This window comes from Phocaeicola oris (genome assembly GCF_021295095.1).
Taxonomy (GTDB): Bacteria; Bacteroidota; Bacteroidia; order Bacteroidales; family Bacteroidaceae; genus Phocaeicola; species Phocaeicola oris.
In genome coordinates, this window is sequence record NZ_JAJLQX010000023.1 from 20,938 (window position 1) to 39,612 (window position 18,675).

11 protein-coding genes, 2 tRNA genes and 1 pseudogene are annotated in these 18,675 nt (G+C 39.1%); 6 read left to right on the forward strand and 8 right to left on the reverse strand.

Annotated features, from left to right (window positions below; genetic code table 11):
* The first annotated feature begins 48 nt into the window (after positions 1 to 48).
* Positions 49 to 3,120: a SusC/RagA family TonB-linked outer membrane protein gene (locus LO761_RS10810; protein WP_272818296.1), complete on the forward strand. Its 3,072-nt coding sequence runs from the start codon at positions 49 to 51 to the stop codon at positions 3,118 to 3,120.
* A gap of 12 nt (positions 3,121 to 3,132) precedes the next feature.
* Positions 3,133 to 4,764, forward strand: coding sequence for a RagB/SusD family nutrient uptake outer membrane protein (locus tag LO761_RS10815; RefSeq protein WP_272818297.1), 1,632 nt, complete (start codon positions 3,133 to 3,135; stop codon positions 4,762 to 4,764).
* Between the two features lie 351 nt (positions 4,765 to 5,115).
* Here the strand turns inward: LO761_RS10815 and LO761_RS10820 are convergent.
* A pseudogene (locus LO761_RS10820) lies at positions 5,116 to 5,313 on the reverse strand (RteC domain-containing protein); the annotation flags it as partial.
* A 146-nt stretch (positions 5,314 to 5,459) separates the two neighbouring features.
* A complete protein-coding gene (locus LO761_RS10825; RefSeq protein WP_272818298.1) occupies positions 5,460 to 5,717 on the reverse strand; it encodes a hypothetical protein in 258 nt (85 codons plus the stop codon).
* Between the two features lie 439 nt (positions 5,718 to 6,156).
* Between LO761_RS10825 and LO761_RS10830 the strand changes: the two genes are divergently transcribed.
* On the forward strand, positions 6,157 to 7,509 hold the full coding sequence (locus LO761_RS10830) for an ATP-binding protein (protein ID WP_272818299.1): 1,353 nt from the start codon (positions 6,157 to 6,159) through the stop codon (positions 7,507 to 7,509).
* 138 nt (positions 7,510 to 7,647) lie between these two features.
* Positions 7,648 to 8,961 carry an ATP-binding protein gene (locus tag LO761_RS10835; protein ID WP_272818300.1) on the forward strand — a complete coding sequence of 438 codons (1,314 nt, stop codon included), beginning with the start codon at positions 7,648 to 7,650 and terminating at the stop codon, positions 8,959 to 8,961.
* Positions 8,962 to 9,168: 207 nt separating this feature from the next.
* On the opposite strand, the gene LO761_RS10840 is transcribed toward LO761_RS10835, so the two are convergent.
* The 5 genes from LO761_RS10840 to LO761_RS10860 all read right to left on the reverse strand — a co-directional run bounded on the left by LO761_RS10840 (position 9,169) and on the right by LO761_RS10860 (position 16,630).
* Entirely contained in the window at positions 9,169 to 10,704 is a 1,536-nt protein-coding gene (locus LO761_RS10840) for a SusD/RagB family nutrient-binding outer membrane lipoprotein (RefSeq protein ID WP_272818301.1), read from the reverse strand.
* A 12-nt stretch (positions 10,705 to 10,716) separates the two neighbouring features.
* Positions 10,717 to 14,085, reverse strand: a complete 3,369-nt coding sequence (locus tag LO761_RS10845; RefSeq protein WP_272818302.1) for a SusC/RagA family TonB-linked outer membrane protein — start codon at positions 14,083 to 14,085, stop codon at positions 10,717 to 10,719.
* Positions 14,086 to 14,207: 122 nt separating this feature from the next.
* Positions 14,208 to 15,152, reverse strand: a complete 945-nt coding sequence (locus LO761_RS10850; RefSeq protein WP_272818303.1) for a FecR family protein — start codon at positions 15,150 to 15,152, stop codon at positions 14,208 to 14,210.
* Between the two features lie 74 nt (positions 15,153 to 15,226).
* Positions 15,227 to 15,895: an RNA polymerase sigma-70 factor gene (locus tag LO761_RS10855; RefSeq protein WP_272818304.1), complete on the reverse strand. Its 669-nt coding sequence runs from the start codon at positions 15,893 to 15,895 to the stop codon at positions 15,227 to 15,229.
* Positions 15,896 to 16,557: 662 nt separating this feature from the next.
* Positions 16,558 to 16,630 (reverse strand) — tRNA-Pro (locus tag LO761_RS10860).
* A 131-nt stretch (positions 16,631 to 16,761) separates the two neighbouring features.
* On the opposite strand from LO761_RS10860, the gene LO761_RS10865 reads away from it, so the two are divergent.
* Positions 16,762 to 16,834 (forward strand) — tRNA-Phe (locus tag LO761_RS10865).
* 256 nt (positions 16,835 to 17,090) lie between these two features.
* Entirely contained in the window at positions 17,091 to 18,026 is a 936-nt protein-coding gene (gene cysK / locus LO761_RS10870) for a cysteine synthase A (protein WP_272818305.1), read from the forward strand.
* A gap of 103 nt (positions 18,027 to 18,129) precedes the next feature.
* Here cysK and LO761_RS10875 read toward each other — a convergent pair whose 3' ends face one another.
* The gene (locus LO761_RS10875; RefSeq protein WP_272818306.1) at positions 18,130 to 18,576 is read right to left on the reverse strand and encodes an acyl-CoA thioesterase; all 447 of its coding nucleotides are present in this window, start codon (positions 18,574 to 18,576) and stop codon (positions 18,130 to 18,132) included.
* Positions 18,577 to 18,675: the final 99 nt, after the last annotated feature.

The following is an 18,675-nucleotide window of genomic DNA, read 5'->3' on the forward strand; positions in this document are numbered from 1 at the left end:
GGCAAATTTAGAAAAGAATATCTATTTTAAAATTAATGAATCATGAATATGAAAAAAACGCGTAAACGTAATCCTTTTGGAAGTGGATTATTAGCTATTTTATTTTTATTTATATCTACTTCCCTCTTTGCTCAGAACAGTACCGTAAAAGGGACTGTCACGGACTCTAAAAACGAACCGCTTATCGGAGTTTCCGTTTTAGTACAAGGCAGTACAAACGGAACCATAACCGATGTTAATGGAAATTACATTCTTAACAATGTTCCTTCGAACGCGACTATTGAAATTAGTTATGTGGGAATGAAATCTCAAACAATACCTGTAAACGGTCAGGAAACCATTAATGTGGTATTAAAAGATGATACCGAATTGTTGGACGAAGTAGTAGTTACAGCATTAGGTATCAAACGTGCCGAAAAGAGTTTGTCATACGCGACACAGAAAATTTCGGGCGACGACCTACAAACCGTTCCTTCCTCAAACGTTTTAAGCAACCTTGCAGGAAAAACGGCCGGAATGATGGTTTCTAACTCCGGTGCCGGCGTAGGTAGTTCCGTAAAGGTTGTATTGCGTGGTAACCGCTCAATTTACGGAAACAATCAACCATTATATGTTGTAGATGGAACACCTATCAATAGCAAATCGTTTACCAATGGAGCAAACGCTGATGCCGGATACGGTGGAAATATTGACGCAGGAGACGGTATGGCCGGCATCAATCCGGATGATATTGAAAGCATCAACGTGTTGAAAGGCGCGTCTGCTTCCGCATTGTACGGTTCTCAAGCAGCCAATGGTGTTATCATGATCACCACGAAAAGAGGAATAGAAGGCAAAACTTCGCTCAGTTTCAATTCGTCATTCCAAGCCGACATTCCCTATATTACATATAAGTTCCAAGACGCATACGAAATGGGAAGTAACGGAACATCGCAACAATCCAATATGCAATGGGGAGCTAAAAATGCCGGAAAGGATTTGAGTAACTCCTTTATCAACGACTTCTTCAACACCGGAAATCTTTGGGTGAACTCATTCTCCATTAGTGGTGGAAATAAACTCGTTCAAAACTACTTCTCGTATCAAAACAGTAACGGAAAAGGCATTATGCCCAACAACAAATTCAACAAACACAATGTGGCATTGCGCACAACGACCTCGTTGTTCGATAATTTTTTGGAAATTGACGGAAGTGTGTCTTTAATGAAACAAGACATTGATCACGCTCCATCAGCGCCAAGCCGTTACTTTAACCCCATCGTGGGATTATATCTTTTCCCTGAAGGAACAACCGAATTCAACAAATACAAAAACGAATTCGAAGTGTTCGCTCCCGAAAAGAATATTATGAAACAAAACTGGAAGCACGAAGAAGACATCAATAAAAACCCTTATTGGTTACTGAACAGAGCCAGCTACGACTTCCATGCTAATAAAGTAATTACCAAAGCAAATATAAAATTCAACTTCACAGATTACTTAAACTTACAATTAAGAGGTAGTTACGACTATACCAAAATGAATTCCGAACGTAAAGTTAATTGGGGTGTTTCGGTTATCTCAGGAGACAGAGGCGGACGTTACGAAGTCTACAATGATGTTGCAAAAGAAGCATACGCAGACGCTTTGTTAAACTTCAACAAAACATTTGGCCATGTGAACATATTGGCAACAGCAGGAACTTCTATTTTCGACTACAAAATCGACAAATTGGGCAATCGCGTATCTCTTCGCATCCCAAATTTCTTTAATTTAAACAATTACCAAGGACGCCCAATACTTAAACAGGATATAGAGCACCGTCAATTGCGCTCTATCTTCGGTACAGCTTCATTGGGATGGCGCGACATGTTATACTTAGATGTTACCGCTCGTAACGATTGGGCTTCCACCCTTCCTTCAGGCAACAGAAGTTATTTCTATCCATCGATAGGTACTTCTTTTATCTTCACAGAGTTGATAAATCAACAAAACAGCCGTCCTTCTTGGTTGACATTTGGAAAAATCAGAGCATCTTGGACACAAGTAGGTAATGATATGCCGTGGGGTAAAACCATTGTATACGATACATTAAATGATTCAGGCGATATTGAAAAGAATACGACTGCTCCTTTCACCGACTTGAAACCGGAAAAATCTTCTGCTTTTGAAGTGGGTTTAAACGTTCGATTCCTAAACAACCGAATCGGATTAGATATAGCTTACTACAATACCAAAACCAAAAACCAATACTTCTTGGTTGACGCTCCTTCGGGAACCGGATATTCTAAATACTTCATCAATGCCGGAGAAATCGGGAACAAAGGTTTTGAAGCTACATTGGATGTGACACCTGTTCAAACAAAAGATTTTAATTGGACTTCTGCATTGAACTTCACTACCAACCAAAACAAAGTTCTTTCTTTACCGGAACAATATAAAGAAACCGGATTGAAACTAACCTCCGGCGGATTTACTTATCTGTTGAGAGAAGGTGACAAATGGGGTGAAATGTATATGAAACAATCAAAACGCGACGACCAAGGACGTATCATCGTCAAGGAGCAAGATGGTAAACAACAACTTCAAGAAGCTAATGAAGAATCTCATATCGGTAATGTAATGCCCGACTTCATGTTAGGATGGACTAATCAATTGAACTACAAAAATGTTTGGTTGAGTTTCCAAATTGATGGTCGTTTTGGTGGTAAAGTAATCTCTTCCACTCAAGCATTCCTTAACAAATATGGAAGAAGCCAAGAATCAGCCGATGCCCGCCTTGCCGGTGGCATAAAAACTTCCGCGGTTACTCCCGATGGAAAACCATACGATAAACCCATCGACGCTCAAACATGGTACACTTCAAAAGAAGGAGAATTGGCTATGTATAAAGCAACAAACGTTCGTTTACGCGAAATATCGTTGGGCTATAGCTTCCCCAAAAAAATGTTGGATAAAATAAAATATATCACCGGAGCTCGCATATCTTTGGTAGGTCGCAATCTATTCTATATCTATCGAGACGCGCCATTCGATCCTGAAATGGTATTATCAACAACAACAAACAGTACGTCAAACGTAGATAACTTCAGTATTCCAATGTCTCGAACAATTGGTTTCAACTTAAATATTAATTTCTAAACAAATCGCAATATGAAAAGAATAAAATACATATCGTATGCATTCATCAGCACATTACTACTTTCATTCATGAGTTGTAATTTAGATAAGTTTGATGAATATAACACCGATCCGTATTCCGTAACACCAGAACACCAAAAGGGGGATTGGTTATATTTGGGCGGATACATCACTCAAATGGAAAAATCTATCTACAGTAATGCCAACAATTGGGATTGGGACTTCCAAATTGCACAAAACTTGGGAGCGGATATCTTTTCCGGCTATATGGCACCTCCTACTCCGTTTAACAACGATAAGAACAATGCCAACTACAACCTGATGGGAGGTTGGAACCTGTGGACATTCAAGATGTGTAATGAACGCGTAATGGCTCCTTGGCTTGAACTTAAAAAGCTAACAAAGGATGTAAATGAATTCCCTGAAATTTACGCAGTAGCCAACATCTTAAAAGTTACCGCAATGATGAGAAGTACCGATACGTATGGCCCGATTCCTTATTCAAAATTTGGAGAAGGAGGCGTTTCATCTGCTTACGATTCTCAAGAACAAGTTTACATGCAGTTCTTTAAAGAACTTGACGAAGCGCAAGAAACTTTACATACATTTTTGGAAAGCGACAGAAAAGATGTAAAAGCTATTCAATTATACGATATCGTTTATCGCAGTGACTATGAGAAATGGATGCGTTATGCCAACTCACTTCGTTTACGATTAGCTGTCCGCATTTCAAAAGTAAAACCGGACATGGCCAAAATAGAAGCTGAAAAAGCAGTAAATGATTCTTTTGGGGTAATCGAAAGCAACAAGGATAACTTTGTTGTTTCAACTGAGACAATGAAGAATCCATTAAATATTTTAGCTTATGCTTACAACGATATTCGTATGAGTGCCGACATGGAGTCTATTTTGAAAGGATTAAAAGACCCCCGTATGGAAGTATTTTTCGCTCCGGCTACTGACAAAGATCCCAATATCAACAAAAAATACATCGGAATCCGCCAAGGAATCAATGTTATTGACAAAGGCATCAGAGAAGGATATTCCAACTTAGGAGAAGCTTGGAAAATGGGTAATGAATTTAAGAATGACATCTGTTTATTAAATGCCGCGGAAGTCGCATTCTTACGTGCAGAAGGAGCTTTAAGAGGTTGGAACATGAAAGGAAATGAAAAAGACTTCTATGAAACAGGCGTCAGACATTCATTTGACTATTGGAAAGTAGGCGCACCGGATACTTATCTGCAAGGCACAACCAAGCCTTTAGCTTATAGCGATCCAAAAGCACCTGAATACGATGCCGCTCCGGCTTCTACGGTTACGGTGAAGTGGGATGCATCTCTTTCGAAAGAAAATAAATTGGAAAAAATCATCACTCAGAAATGGATTGCAATGTTCCCCGACGGACAAGAAGCATGGTCTGAATTCCGTCGTACGGGGTATCCGAAACAATTCCCCATGGTGATCAATAACAGTGCCGGAAAAATTGATTCACAAATCAAAATCCGCCGCTTGCCATTCTCGCAAGATGAATATCGCGATAATAAAGCAGAAGTAAAAAAGGCCGTCAGTTTACTAAATGGGCCGGATGAAGGAGGCACCCAACTTTGGTGGGATACCAACGCAGGAAAATCAAACTTCTAAAAAGAGAATTAACAAACCGCGCATCAGGCGAATAGGATGGGCCGGCCGACCGTTGGTATTACAATATAAAGAACGGAAGGCATCAATCAAAACTCTACCAGAATAAGGAAGCTGTTTTGAGGTTTGTTTTAACATAAAATTCTGCCAGTTTTATACTCTTTACAGTATAAGAATTGTAGAAACATGCAAACAATTTAGATGATAATTACTTGTAAAAAAATAGAATAAATTGTTTTTAAGAGACGACTAAAAAGGCTGACACTTCTTACGAGGTATCAGTCTTTTTAGTTACCTTTGTCTTTGATACAAAACTTCAATAACATGAGCAAAAGTACACATTTCGAAGGACAGTAATAAAACGTTGTAGCAGTTCTTGATTTCCACGACGAAGATTTCGGAAAAGGCATCAGCCAGTTCCTCCACACCAATTTCTCCGTTGTTGATACAGTCGCAGGTGTCAAGGGCATAGAGTAGTTCCACTAAGTCGGTCACTTTGCCCAACTTTCCCTTTATGGGAGTAAGCCTGTAATACTTAGATTGTTTATTCATAACTGTGTAATTTTAATGAGTGAAACATTCTTTTCTTTTATCCCCCTCCCGCCGCTTTCGGGGGGCGGGAGGAGCGTTTTTATCCTGTCTTGCCATGCCCACGAGGCGCACTTCTACTTCGCCAGTAGATTTGTTGACATTGGTTTTCAGTGTTCCGACTGAGAACTGGAATTTTTTATCGCCGCTTCCTTCACCGGTGAAGAGGAACTTCTGGGTGACTCCCGCCCCATGTTCCCGGGCAGAGGATTCTCGGGATAAGGGTCACCCTCCGACATCACTCCCCAACGCTCCAGCTCTATGTCTATCATGTCGCGGATGGTGTCGATCAGCTCTATGCGCTCTTCCGCATACTGCATGTTGCGTCGTTGCCGCTCGGTGGTTTTCTTGTTGTCCTGCTGTTTCATACGTTTATAATTTGAACTGTCGCCGGATTATTCCAATCTGTCTGACAATGTTTCATACTTGTTGCTTGTCACATTGCAAAATTAAGGGTGAAGGGAGCGAACAGACCTTGCAAATCCTGCCAAAATTCTTGCACCATCGGACTTTTTATGCTTGTAACACTCTGTTTACAAACGATTTTCACTGAAATATTCACAAAATATTAACAACTGGCGAATCTTGAGGAAAAAAGAGGTCACAGGGTGTTCGCTCATAAGATTCTGACCACACGCAATACAACTTTGAAAAGCAGGAACAGGTTTTTCGCTACCTATTCTGTCTGAAGCAATCCCTGTTTCGATATTGATTTTAGTCAATTTCTTTCCTTTTTTGATTGTGTTTTCAGAATTAAATCGTATCTTTGCACACAAATCATTTCTAAACGGCAATCATAATATACAGATGACTTATTTCAAAAGACATATAGACGACAAATTGCTCGAGTGGAAAAACGAAGCTCGACGCAAGCCATTGCTGATACGGGGTGCTCGTCAGGTGGGCAAGTCCACTGCCGTAAGAGAACTCGGAAAGCAATTCCGCTACTTTGTGGAGGTGAACCTTGAAAAGCAACCCGACCTGCGGCAGCTGTTCACAGAGAACATCAACGTGAAGAGTACGTGCGAGAAACTCAGCGGTACGCTTGCCATACCCATCATACCGGGCGAGACGCTCCTCTTCATCGACGAAATTCAGGTAAGCAAGGAGGCTGTCATGGCGCTGCGCTACTTCAAGGAGGACTATCCCGAATTACACGTCATTGCCGCAGGCTCGCTGCTGGAGTTTGCCTTGGAAGAACTGCCGTCGTTTGGTGTGGGAAGGATACGTTCGCTGTATATGTACCCGTTCTCGTTCGACGAATTTCTCATGGCTCAGGGGCTCGGACTCACCGTTGATTTCAAACGGAAGGCAACGGCCGATGCTCCTCTTACGGAATCGGCACACAAAGCCTTGATAGAACAGCTGCGCTCGTTCTATCTTGTAGGTGGAATGCCGGCAGCCGTGACGGAATGGGTGGAAACACATAGTTATATAGAGGTGTCGCATATCCACAATGAAATTATCGACACATACAGCGACGACTTTTCCAAGTACAAGAAACGGTTTTCACCTGTTCTCCTCAGGCAGGTGCTACGTTCGACGGCATTGCAGGCAGGAAAGAAATTCGTTTATGCCACAGCCGCACGCGACACGAAATCCACACTGGTGAAGGAAGCCCTGCACCTGCTCACGCTTGCCGGGCTTGTAACCCCCGTGAAGCATACGGACGCACATGGCATCCCACTCGGAGCAGAGGAAAATGAAAGTTACGTGAAATATCTTTTCTTTGACTTGGGTGTCATGCAGACCATGCTCAATATTCCTGCGGGAGACATTCTCATGGCAACCGAGGTGGATTTTGTGAACAAGGGAGGTGCGTCCGAGATGTTTGCCGGATTGGAGATGATGAAATACGGCGACTGCTTTATGAAACCCGACCTGCATTACTGGCAGAATCATGTCAGGAACAGTCAGGCGGAAGTGGATTACCTCAAAGTAAGCAACGGCAAGATACTTCCCATAGAGGTTAAAGCCAGCACGCAAGGGAGCATGCAGAGCCTTTGGATTTTCATGCGTGAATGCAAGCTCTTCGATGGTATCCGCACATCACTTGAGAATTTCGGTCATCTTTCTTACTATGACAAGCAGGATGACAATGCCGAACGACACGTAAATATCGTACCATTGTATGCCTTGAGCAACTTATTTCGTCCATAAAAGTGTAGTAATTTGCCAAAAGTTCGTCAATAAAAATGTGGCAATTTCTTTGAAGTTCGGCAAGAAAAGTGTATTTTTGCAAAAGAATTAGCGGTGCTCACTTGCGACATCTTTACATTTATTATAAATGTCATGTCTATGGAACGAGAGATATTGAAAGAACTCATTGCGTGGAAGTCCAGACCCGACCGCAAGCCCCTGATACTCCTTGGGGCAAGACAGGTGGGAAAGACGCACATACTGAAAGAATTCGGACGAAGCCATTATAAATATCTGGCTTACGTGAACTGCGACAACAACGAAATGGTTGCCGACCTATTCACGTCCGACTACAATATGGAGCGCATCCTGCTCTCCATCGGTGCGCTGACCAACGTACCCATTGAGCCCGGCAATACGCTGATAGTGCTTGACGAGATTCAGGAACTGCACAGAGGTCTGGCCTCTCTGAAATACTTTTGTGAGGACGCACGCGAATACCACGTGGCTGTGGCAGGCTCGTTGCTCGGCATTGCACTGCATCAAGGAGAGTCATACCCAGTGGGAAAGGTAAACACGATGCACATGCACCCGATGAACTTTGAGGAGTTTGTGCTTGCCAAAGGAAAAAGGCAACTGCTCAATGTCTTGCGGACGTGCGACTGGACGGTGATGCAGGGACTCAGAAGCCAGTACATACAGCTGCTGAGAGAATACTATTTCGTAGGAGGAATGCCCGAAGCCGTGCAGCGATATATCGACACGAACGATGCCGTAAAGGTAAGGGAGGTGCAGCACGAGATACTGCTTGCCTACGACAAGGACGTGTCGAAGCACGCCCCCACTTCCGAGGCCATCCGTATAAGTCAGGTGTGGCACTCCATTCCCTCACAACTTGCCAAGGAGAACAGGAAGTTTATCTACGGCGTTGTGCGCAAGGGCGCACGAGCCAAGGATTTTGAGATTGCCATCCAATGGCTTATCGACGCAGGGCTGGTTTACAAGATTCCACGTGTTACCACCCCGTCCATGCCTCTGTCAGTCTATGAGGATTTTGCGGCATTCAAGCTCTACATGCTCGACTGCGGATTGCTCGGGGCAATGAGCAATACCCCGGCCGCCCTGCTGCTGATGCCCAACAACATGAAAGAGAGCAAGGGTGCGTTTACCGAGAGTTTCGTTTGCAGCCAAATGCAATTCCTGCAAGATGCCACCATAGGCTATTACAGCAAGGAGAACAGCAAGCAGGAAATAGATTTTCTACTCCAGCAGGATATTAACATCCTTCCCATTGAGGTGAAGGCAGAGGAAAACCTACGAGCGAAATCTATGCAGACTTTTCTTTCGGAACACGCCGGACTACATGGACTTCGTTTTTCCATGACAGACTATCGGGAACAGGAACACATCACCAACATTCCCCTGTATGCCACCTTGTCGTATCTCAGGGCATCAGCCACGAATGACAAATGAAACACTTTTCTTTATGAACAACCCTAAATCATCACCTATATGCAACTTCATAAAAACAGCCACAATGCCACTTTACAGTCTCACTACAAGTCTATCAGAAACTATGGGGAAAAATATCCCGAAGTCCGATTTTACTGGGCTTCGGGATGGAAAATTATGCTATCGGAAGTTTTACCAGACAGCAATAATCCTATTACTTTATCATGATCATTTCAATAACCACATTACACCATTTGGAGTATCTTCTCCCCCATATTGATTTTGAATAGCCGACTGAATATTATCCTTATTTTGAGAATATTCATCTTCCGGATACATCCATCTTAACGGAAGTTGGGTAGTTACCTCATTCATATTCGTTTCCGGATTAATAGGAAGTTTCGGGTATCCGGTACGTCTATAATCGAAGTAAGCATTATAACGAAGTTGAATATATGAGCCTATCAATTTCTGAATCATGATTTGTTCAAGTCCTTTAGTAGCATCAAACGCGGCAGGACCTGATAAATATTCATTAATATAACTATCATCAATAACCACTCCATGCCTATAGTCTTCAGGGGTATTATCAGCCGTAAACATCATAGCCGCTTTGACTCCATTCTCATAATGTTCTTTAGCTGTTAAAGGAGTCTTCCATCCTCTCAACGCAGCCTCAGCTAAGATAAATTGCAACTCCGAATACGCGACAAATTTAATGGGTTCTCCTTGTGCATAACGGAAATAGCGTTTGTTAATTGACGAGTGTAACCCTCCGGTATATTCTTGTTGAATATTTCCGAAAGTCATGGTACAATCTACCCCACTATAAGCATCGTAGCTGTTTTCTGCCGCAGTTAAAGCTGTTGCTGGTTCACAGTAATAAAATATTCTACGATCATTCAATTCCTTCATCATATTGATAAAGAACGAAGTCATGACAGGATACGACCAGTAATTCTGATTAAGATAATAGAAAGGATACCATTGAGCCGATTTTGATGAGCTATATGTTCTCATGAAGCTATCAGCTTCACTCGTCATCAAAGTTTTGTTTGCAAACTCCTCAAACATAGATTGGACATTAATATCCCCTACTTTTTCTTTCTTGCTCACCATATTAAGCACTCGAAGTGTAAAGGTATTAACCATTTTTTGCCACTTCATCGGATCGCCACTATATATTGGGTCGCCACTAAAAGTAGAAGCCTTACCAAACAGCTCTGAAGCATTCCTTAACTTTTTCAATACGGTATTGAAAACTTCTTCTTGAGTGTCATATTTTGGAGACAATATACCTTCGTCCTCTCCTTGAAGAGCTTCACTACATGGAATATCTCCAACTTCCATGGTTAAGCCATAGAATATATACGCTTGCATAAAATCGTTCAATGCAGTGTATGCGTTCTTTACTCCTTCGGATATGGACTCATCTTCATTAGCTAATTTGACCATTTTCTTCATACTAATCAAATATGAATAATAGCTATAAGGCATAAAGCTCATGTAATAACTATCCAAACGCTCAAATTTGTTATACATATACCATTCCATGTGTTCCGTCATCATAGTAGTCTTTACTATATATTCATCACCAAAAAGCCATTTGCTGCTTTCACTTTTTGTAATAGCAAGAATAGCATCGGTGGCTAAGAACGCAGGAGTAACCGTTGATGGAGCATCCGGATTAGTATTGATATCATCCATGTTTCCGCAAGAAACAAAGGTTAATATTACAAGCAATGATAATATTATTCTTTTCATATATTTCCCTCCTTAAAACGATAAATTAATATTAAAACCAATATTCCGTGGAGTTGGTGAGTTTAAGTTTTCTTTACCACGATCAGGATCAGAATATTTAAAAGCTTTAGTCCACATCAATAGATTCTGGGCAACAACTCCTACCTTTAAACTCTTTATATGTAATTTATTTATTAAGCTGGTTGGAACATTGTAATTAAAGGCAACTTCACGTAATTTGATAAATGAAGCATCCAATATATTTTGCTTAGCGTTATGATCCCATGAGTTTTCATTATAAATTGTAATATAGTTCTGATATGATACAGGAACATCATTGGCGGCAAATACTCTATCATCACTAATGACATTTCCATAAGGATCATAAGTAGCAGAACCACTTGCAACTTTAACGCCCGGTCCAACATAATTTTGCAACCCGTTAACAACTTCATCGTAACGCCACTTATTATCACTCTTAGGATGTGTGCCGGAGTTCCACATTGATTGTTCAGTCCAAGAGAACATCTTGCCTCCTAAACGTCCATCAATAGAAATATCTAAAGAGAAATCCTTATAAGTGAAAGTATTGCTGAATCCTATAATCAAATCGGGATCGCTATTGCCATCAATGGTATAGAACTTGTTTTTAACAGGTAAACCTGCTTGATGAATAATATTACCGCTACTATCTCTTGCCCAATCTATAATAAAATATTGGTCTGTTCGCTTACCGACACTGATTCTTGGGTCTTGAGAACTATATACAGGATCCATTTTGGCATAATACCAATGATAGAATGATAAGTTAATTATTGAGTTCCAAGAAAAATTCTTATTTACAATAGGTTTTCCTGTAATGGTAAATTCCATTCCTTTCTGACGAAGTTCTTCTCCTGTATTTGTAATAACTTTGCTGAAACCGGAAGTAGAAGATATAGGCGCATTAATCAACCTGTCCGATCGTAAACGTGTGAAATATGTATAGTCAAATCCCAACCTGTTACCAAAGAATCTTAAGTTCGTACCTATTTCGATAGAGGTTTCTTTTTCGGGTTTACAATTAGGATCTCGCATGCTGCTTGGATAATTCGCACTTGAAAGTCCATTCCATACATCAGTACTCACATTATAAATTTGATTAATATCGTATACATTCAAATCTTTCTTCGCGACAGTCCAAGATGCTCTGATTTTCCAGAAGTCTAAAACATCAGATATCGGGTTATAGAAAGAAGTCGGCACTACACTTAATGAAACAGAAGGATAGAAATAAGATCTTGAATTAGAAGGAAGAGTTGAAGACCAGTCATTACGTCCGGTAAAATCGAAATAGATACCTTCTTTCCAAGCTAAACTTAATTTTCCATAAACACTATACAGTGCTTTTTCCTTCACTGTCTTGCTAACACTCGGACGTTCTATGGAAGATTGCAAAGAATAAAAGCCGGGAACAGACAAACCTCCTCGTGTAGCGCCATACATTGTTTTGTCCCTATACCAATAAGTAGAGCCACCCACTAAAGCGTCTAAGGCAAAATTGTTAAAGTTATATTTACCGGAAAGAATAAGGTCGTTGTTAAAACTCTCGCCTGTATAGCTTCCGTATGAATACCATCCGCGACGTTCTCCACTGTCACCTATGGATTTACGCTGTTCTTCACTATCATTATAGTTATCATAACCGGAACGTAACATTAACTTCAGTTCTTTTGTAAAGTCATAAGTCACGGTTCCACTACCTGAGAATAAATTTTTATCATACTCATCTATACGTTCATGAACAAGGTAGTATGGGTTATCATACCAAGCAGAATACATCCAATTTTGCTTTTGGTCTTTAACAGCCCAATAGTTACGATAATCACGTATATCGTATTCAGTTCCTGTCCAAATCAACATATTGTAAAAGATATTTCCATTACCATAGTTTACCTTTGGCATATTGGGTGCTTTCTCTTTTTTATATGATAAGTTGGCATCAATGGTTAATTTATTAAATTTGATATTACCTGATCCGTTTACAATATATTTGTTAAGAGAAGTATTAGGATATTGTCCATCATAATGTACTTGTGTTGCGCTAACACGGAAGCCTCCGTTTTTACTGGCCTGAGCAACACTTACGTTCGTATTTGTAACCAAAGTAGAACGGATGAAATTTTTTATATTATTTTTTCCTCTTGATAATAACGGATAGCTTGTCACTGTCATTGTTTCCGGATTATATTGTTCTACTTCATGACCATCCATATAATCACCCCATACAAATCCACTGCCGTACTCCAGTTTTCCATAATTTCCTGCGCTATAACTATGTTGAGTTTTCGGCATCCTCAAATATCCTGCGCTGAACATGGTATTATTCGACACGTTAACAGTAAGAGTACCTTCCTTATCTGCTTTCTTAGTAGTTATCATTATTGCGCCGGCTCTTCCTCGCTCTCCATAAAGAGCAGAAGCGGTAGCGCCTTTCAGTACATCAATGCTTTCAATATCTTCCGCGCTAAAGTCATTAATGCTGACATTACCGTAAGCGACACCATCAACAACAAGTAAAGGACTTTCACCACGTAACTCCAGTGTAGGTTTTTCCGCTATTTCCGAACTATTGAAAATAGTAAGACCGGAAATCTTTCCTGTTAAACTTGTAGATACATCTACACCTTTTACAGATTGAAGTTGGTCACCACCTATTTTCTGAACGGAATATCCCAAAGACTTTTCTTCTCGTCTTAAACCTAAAGCGGTAACAACAACTTCGTTAAGTACTTTAGTATCTTCTTTTAACGTGATATCAAGAACTCTTTTGTTAGCGACTTTCAATTCGATGGAAGAATATCCAATATACGAAACAACAAGAGTAGCATTATTCCCTACATTCAACGCATAATTTCCATCCATATCAGTAATGGTTCCATTGGTCGTTCCCTTTTCCAGCACATTGGCACCGATAATGGGCTCCCCTTTGGAATCGACTACTTTTCCTGTAACACGATTACCTTGCTGTTGAGGTTGTTGACTTTTACTATTATCAACTTTAGAAAGGATAATATTTACTCCTTCAATGGAAAAAATAATGCCGGTTTGGTTGAATATCTCATTCAAAACATCTTCTACAGATTTATTTTTTGCATTAATAGAGACTCTTTGCTTGAGATTCACATTTAAGTTTGAAATGAATAGATAGTCCGTTTGGTTTTCTATTTCATTCAACACTTTTTCCAATTGCACGTTCTTCAAGTCCAAACTGACATGTTTATCTTGAGAATGAACATTACCGGCATAAGACAAAAAGACAATGCAGAATAAAAAGAAAGTCGTTAGCTTCATGATTCTTAATAATTGTTTTTCTCCTTGATTTTTAATCGCAAAAAAACAAGACAATAAAATTGTTTTCATATCTTTATTTACTCTTATTTTAAAGTTAATAAATGTATTTGGGAATCGGTCATAACAGTAATATTGGCCAATTCTTTTTAGGTTTTTAAAAGGTTACTTCATAGGCTGATAAATTTAAGAGGTTAGTCAATATATATGTTAGTCTCATTCTCAATTTTATAGATAAAAGGATAATCTTTTTGTAAAACATGAAGTGCATGTTCAATGCCATCGGAAATTCTGAATTTACCTTTATAACTTGATTCTTTCACTTTGTTATTATTGATTACGATATGCTTATCATAGTATTTCTCAAAAAGTTTCATGACATGCTCAAAAGAAATATTATTAATATATATAATGCCGTTTTTCCATTGAACACTGTTTTTGTCAGCCTCATTTAAAAGATATAGTTTGCCTTTATCGTATAATGCTGTCTGATTAGGTTGCAGTATCATAAATTCAGCTTTGTTCGCAACCCTTACCTTACCTTCATATAATATTGTTTTAAAAACATCAGACGAGGTATAAGCCTCCACATTGAATTTCGTTCCTAACGCTTCAATGTCATACTTTTTGGTTTGCACAATAAAAGTCTTTTTCGCGTCTTTAGCAACTTCAAAATATGCTTCTCCATCAAGTTCTACAATCCTCTTTTTGCCGGTGAAAGACTGCGGATACTTAAAAACAGAGTTTGCGTTTAACCAAACTTTCGTTCCATCAGATAATATTATTTTAGTGGAATAGTTACCTGCCGGAACTTCAATTGTCTGGTTGATCTTTCCCATTTCTGCCTTTTGTTTATCATTGTATAGGTGGAAACCTAACAACATTACCAATACAGTAGCAGCTACGGACATGGCATATCTTATCCACATTGAGACAAAGACTTTTGAAGTCGTTTTTTCATCATCAACCTCTTTCTTTTCTTCATTCATCAAGGAAACGGCATCAAAACGAGCTCGTTCTTTTATAAATTCCTTTTTATTGTTCTCGTCTTTTTCCAACCATTCGTGAATCAACAGCTTTTCTTCATTCGTAGTTTGATTCATAAAATAACGAAACAATATATCATAAATTATTTCCATTGATTTTCAATCTTTATTAAGAAAGCAAATGAAAGGAAAGAAATCCAAAAAGAAGAACCCTTCATTAACTTTGTTTAACTAATCAATAAAAGAATGAGAGGCATATAGTCTTTAAGCCTGAGACGGAGGAATTGCTCAGCTTTATGAATATGATAATCTATATTTTGAAGAGAAACATGATACTGCTCAGCTATTTCTTTTCTTGATTTGAGCTCTATTCTGTATAAATAAAATATGTGACGAGTTCTTGGAGGTAAATCTTCTAACGACTTATTCACAATATCCATTATTTCTGCGGTAAAAACCCTTTCATATTCCACATCCTCCAATGTTCTTAAGCGTATAGAAATCTCCCAATCATCCATCTGATTGATTTCTTTTAAATCAGAAGTCAATTTTAAACGCTTAAGGTAATTGATACATCCATTTTTGACAGATTTCAAAATATAATTAAGAGTTTCAATACTCGAATAATTTAGTTTGTCTCTGTGTTCCCAAGAATAAAGTAAGGTATCATGAACAATATCCTCAGCCACAGCATTGTCTTTAACAAAAAAGAAAGCGTAATTTAAAAATCGGGAATGGTATTTCCGATAGAATAACTCGAATGTATTTGCTTTTTCTTCTTGCATAACTTGATTATTGGCAATAGGCGCATCATAAATTAAGGATATCTTTTGCAAAATTAGACTTTCTATTGGAAGAATGGTTACGTTCATATTAAATTTTCCAACTATACTCATAGTTCATCATTTAAGGTAACTTAAAAGCATAGATAAAGACATGCAGAAGAACACACCAAGTGATACGGATGAACGCTTAAAATGATACGGACGAACCGACAAACTCATCCGCATGAATCAAGCAACTCATCCGTATCATTTTGCCAACTCATACGTATGAGTTGAATGAATTATCAAATGACTATTGCAATTTATATTTATGGCCAATTATTAAGGAGCAGAAAGAGATTCGTATTGGCGGGCATTACCGCTCTACACGTTACACACACTGCTTCTATCAGATAGTACTATCCATAACTATTCATCTGAAGATGATTGATATTTATTTTTCAATCCGCCGAATGCTCTTTAAATATTAAGTTCCAAATCAGATTATTTTAAGATAAAATGATATTTCGTATATTTGGCTCGCTTAAAAAACTTCTCACAAAAGCGTTTATACGCGTTATCATGTCATTCATAACACCAATTATACATAGAACATTTTTCAGGAATACAAATAAAATTAGGATCATTTTCTATCGGAACAAGTTTATGTGTCTCTCCATCAACCACAAACTCTACAGATTTAGGATATCTCATGGCCAACCATTTTAGACATATTATCCGGCAATAGTAAAATAAAAAAGTGACAAGCGAAAGATTTCATTTGTCACTTTGTGTCGGAATGAGGCGACTCGAACGCCCGACCCCTACGTCCCGAACGTAGTGCGCTACCAACTGCGCTACATTCCGAAACTAAAACGCGGATGCAAAGGTAATCCATTTTTTTGAAGAAGAAAAGATTTATGAGTTTTTTTTCAAATTAATTGTTGGAATTGAAAAAAGTTTCTATCTTTGCATCCGCGTTTTACAAGAAATGCCATGGTGCCTTAGCTCAGGTGGTAGAGCAATGGACTGAAAATCCATGTGTCCCCGGTTCAACTCCTGGAGGCACCACAAAAGATAAAAAACAGGCGGATGAAAGTCCGCCTGTTTTTTATCCCTATACTTGAGATACATACAAAATATCTTTAAATGATATTAGTTTATTGTGGGAATAATATTCCAAAGAGAAATAAAAGTATTCCCTTTCGGAACAGCCATACCGTTTAAAACTATTATAACAATTGCTATATTTCTAAAATAACTTGTTGAATAATTCTAAACCTTTTAACTTTGTAACAGAAATTTAAAGGTAATAATAGTATAGATTATGGCAAGGATTTATCACAATCTGACAGATTTAGTTGGACACACTCCATTGGTAGAACTCTCCAACATTGAGAAAGAGTTAAACCTTAAAGCAAAAGTGATAGTTAAAGTTGAATCTTTTAATCCGGGAGGCAGTGTTAAAGACCGCATTGCATTAGCAATGATTAACGACGCAGAAGAAAAAGGTCTGTTAAAACCGGGAGCCACTATCATAGAACCTACCAGCGGAAATACCGGTATAGGACTCGCATGGGTTGCATCAGTAAAAGGTTACAAACTCATTCTCACCATGCCGGAAACCATGAGTATAGAACGTCAGAATTTATTGAAAGCTCTTGGAGCAACATTAATCCTTACTCCCGGAAGCGAAGGAATGAAAGGTGCTATCCGTAAAGCAAACGAACTGAAAGAGGAAACTCCGGGAGCCTTTATCCCACAACAGTTCGAGAATCCGGCCAATCCTGCGGCTCATCTCAAAACGACAGCTGAAGAAATCTGGCAAGATACCGACGGAAAAATTGATTACTTTGTCGCGGGAGTAGGAACAGGCGGAACACTAAGTGGTACTGCCGAAGGATTAAAAAAGCATAATCCGAAAATTAAAGCCTTTGCTGTAGAACCGGACGGTTCGCCGGTCTTATCAGGTGGTCAGGCTGGACCGCACAAAATTCAAGGTATCGGAGCCGGTTTTGTCCCTAAAAACTTTCATTCGGATGTAGTTGATCAAATAGTCAAAGTAAAAGATGATGATGCCATCCGCACATCTCGTATGCTTGCTCAGAAAGAAGGTTTATTGGTTGGTATATCTTCGGGCGCCGCTGCTTTTGCTGCCATTGAATTAGCCAAGAAAACGGAGAACGAAGGAAAGACAATCATTGCTCTACTTCCTGATACAGGTGAACGCTATTTGTCGACAGTTCTCTATGCTTTCGAATAATATCCTTTATAATAAAGGCATAACATAAGAAACAAAAAAACAACCTTTACCGTTATAGCAACGACAAAGGTTGTTTTCGTTTTGATACCTTTTTATAATTAGATTACTCCAAACCCTTTTCAAGTTCCTCTAAAGTACGGCCTTCATATTTGCAAATAGCTTCTTTATTCTCATCGGGAATAGGAACCGGACGTAATTTCTTTACATCATAAGCAACCATCACCGAACGAGATTCGCAACGCACCTCATTGGTATCTTCATTGATAGCACGCTGAAGAAGGGTAAAACTTTTATGTCCCAAATGAACACAAGCAGTTTCTATGACAATTCTATCAGAGAAAAACATTGGTTTAAAAAAATTAGCATTGATATTCGCGACAACAATTGCCATCTTCTTCCAGTCGGCATGTCCCAATACATCGCTGATATAAGTAGTCTTGGCTAAATCATATAAAGAGAAGTAAACAGAATTATTTACATGTCCAAACTGATCGACATCGCTAAAACGCAACTGCACAGGCATGGTATGCCTGAATCTTATCTCTCCCATTTTCATTTAATTTATTGCAAAAATAAATAGATTTCCGCAGATGAAGAACAAAATAAAAGATTATTATTAATTTTGTAGCGTATAACATTAGATTATTAA

Bases quoted from the DNA above. Each gene is read 5' to 3' on its own strand.
- LO761_RS10810 (WP_272818296.1), top strand. From the start codon at position 49: ATGAAAAAAACGCGTAAACGTAATCCTTTTGGAAGTGGATTATTAGCT.
- LO761_RS10815 (WP_272818297.1), top strand. From the start codon at position 3,133: ATGAAAAGAATAAAATACATATCGTATGCATTCATCAGCACATTACTA.
- LO761_RS10825 (WP_272818298.1), bottom strand. From the start codon at position 5,717: ATGAAACAGCAGGACAACAAGAAAACCACCGAGCGGCAACGACGCAAC.
- LO761_RS10830 (WP_272818299.1), top strand. From the start codon at position 6,157: ATGACTTATTTCAAAAGACATATAGACGACAAATTGCTCGAGTGGAAA.
- LO761_RS10835 (WP_272818300.1), top strand. From the start codon at position 7,648: ATGGAACGAGAGATATTGAAAGAACTCATTGCGTGGAAGTCCAGACCC.
- LO761_RS10840 (WP_272818301.1), bottom strand. From the start codon at position 10,704: ATGAAAAGAATAATATTATCATTGCTTGTAATATTAACCTTTGTTTCT.
- LO761_RS10845 (WP_272818302.1), bottom strand. From the start codon at position 14,085: ATGAAAACAATTTTATTGTCTTGTTTTTTTGCGATTAAAAATCAAGGA.
- LO761_RS10850 (WP_272818303.1), bottom strand. From the start codon at position 15,152: ATGGAAATAATTTATGATATATTGTTTCGTTATTTTATGAATCAAACT.
- LO761_RS10855 (WP_272818304.1), bottom strand. From the start codon at position 15,895: ATGAGTATAGTTGGAAAATTTAATATGAACGTAACCATTCTTCCAATA.
- cysK (WP_272818305.1), top strand. From the start codon at position 17,091: ATGGCAAGGATTTATCACAATCTGACAGATTTAGTTGGACACACTCCA.
- LO761_RS10875 (WP_272818306.1), bottom strand. From the start codon at position 18,576: ATGGGAGAGATAAGATTCAGGCATACCATGCCTGTGCAGTTGCGTTTT.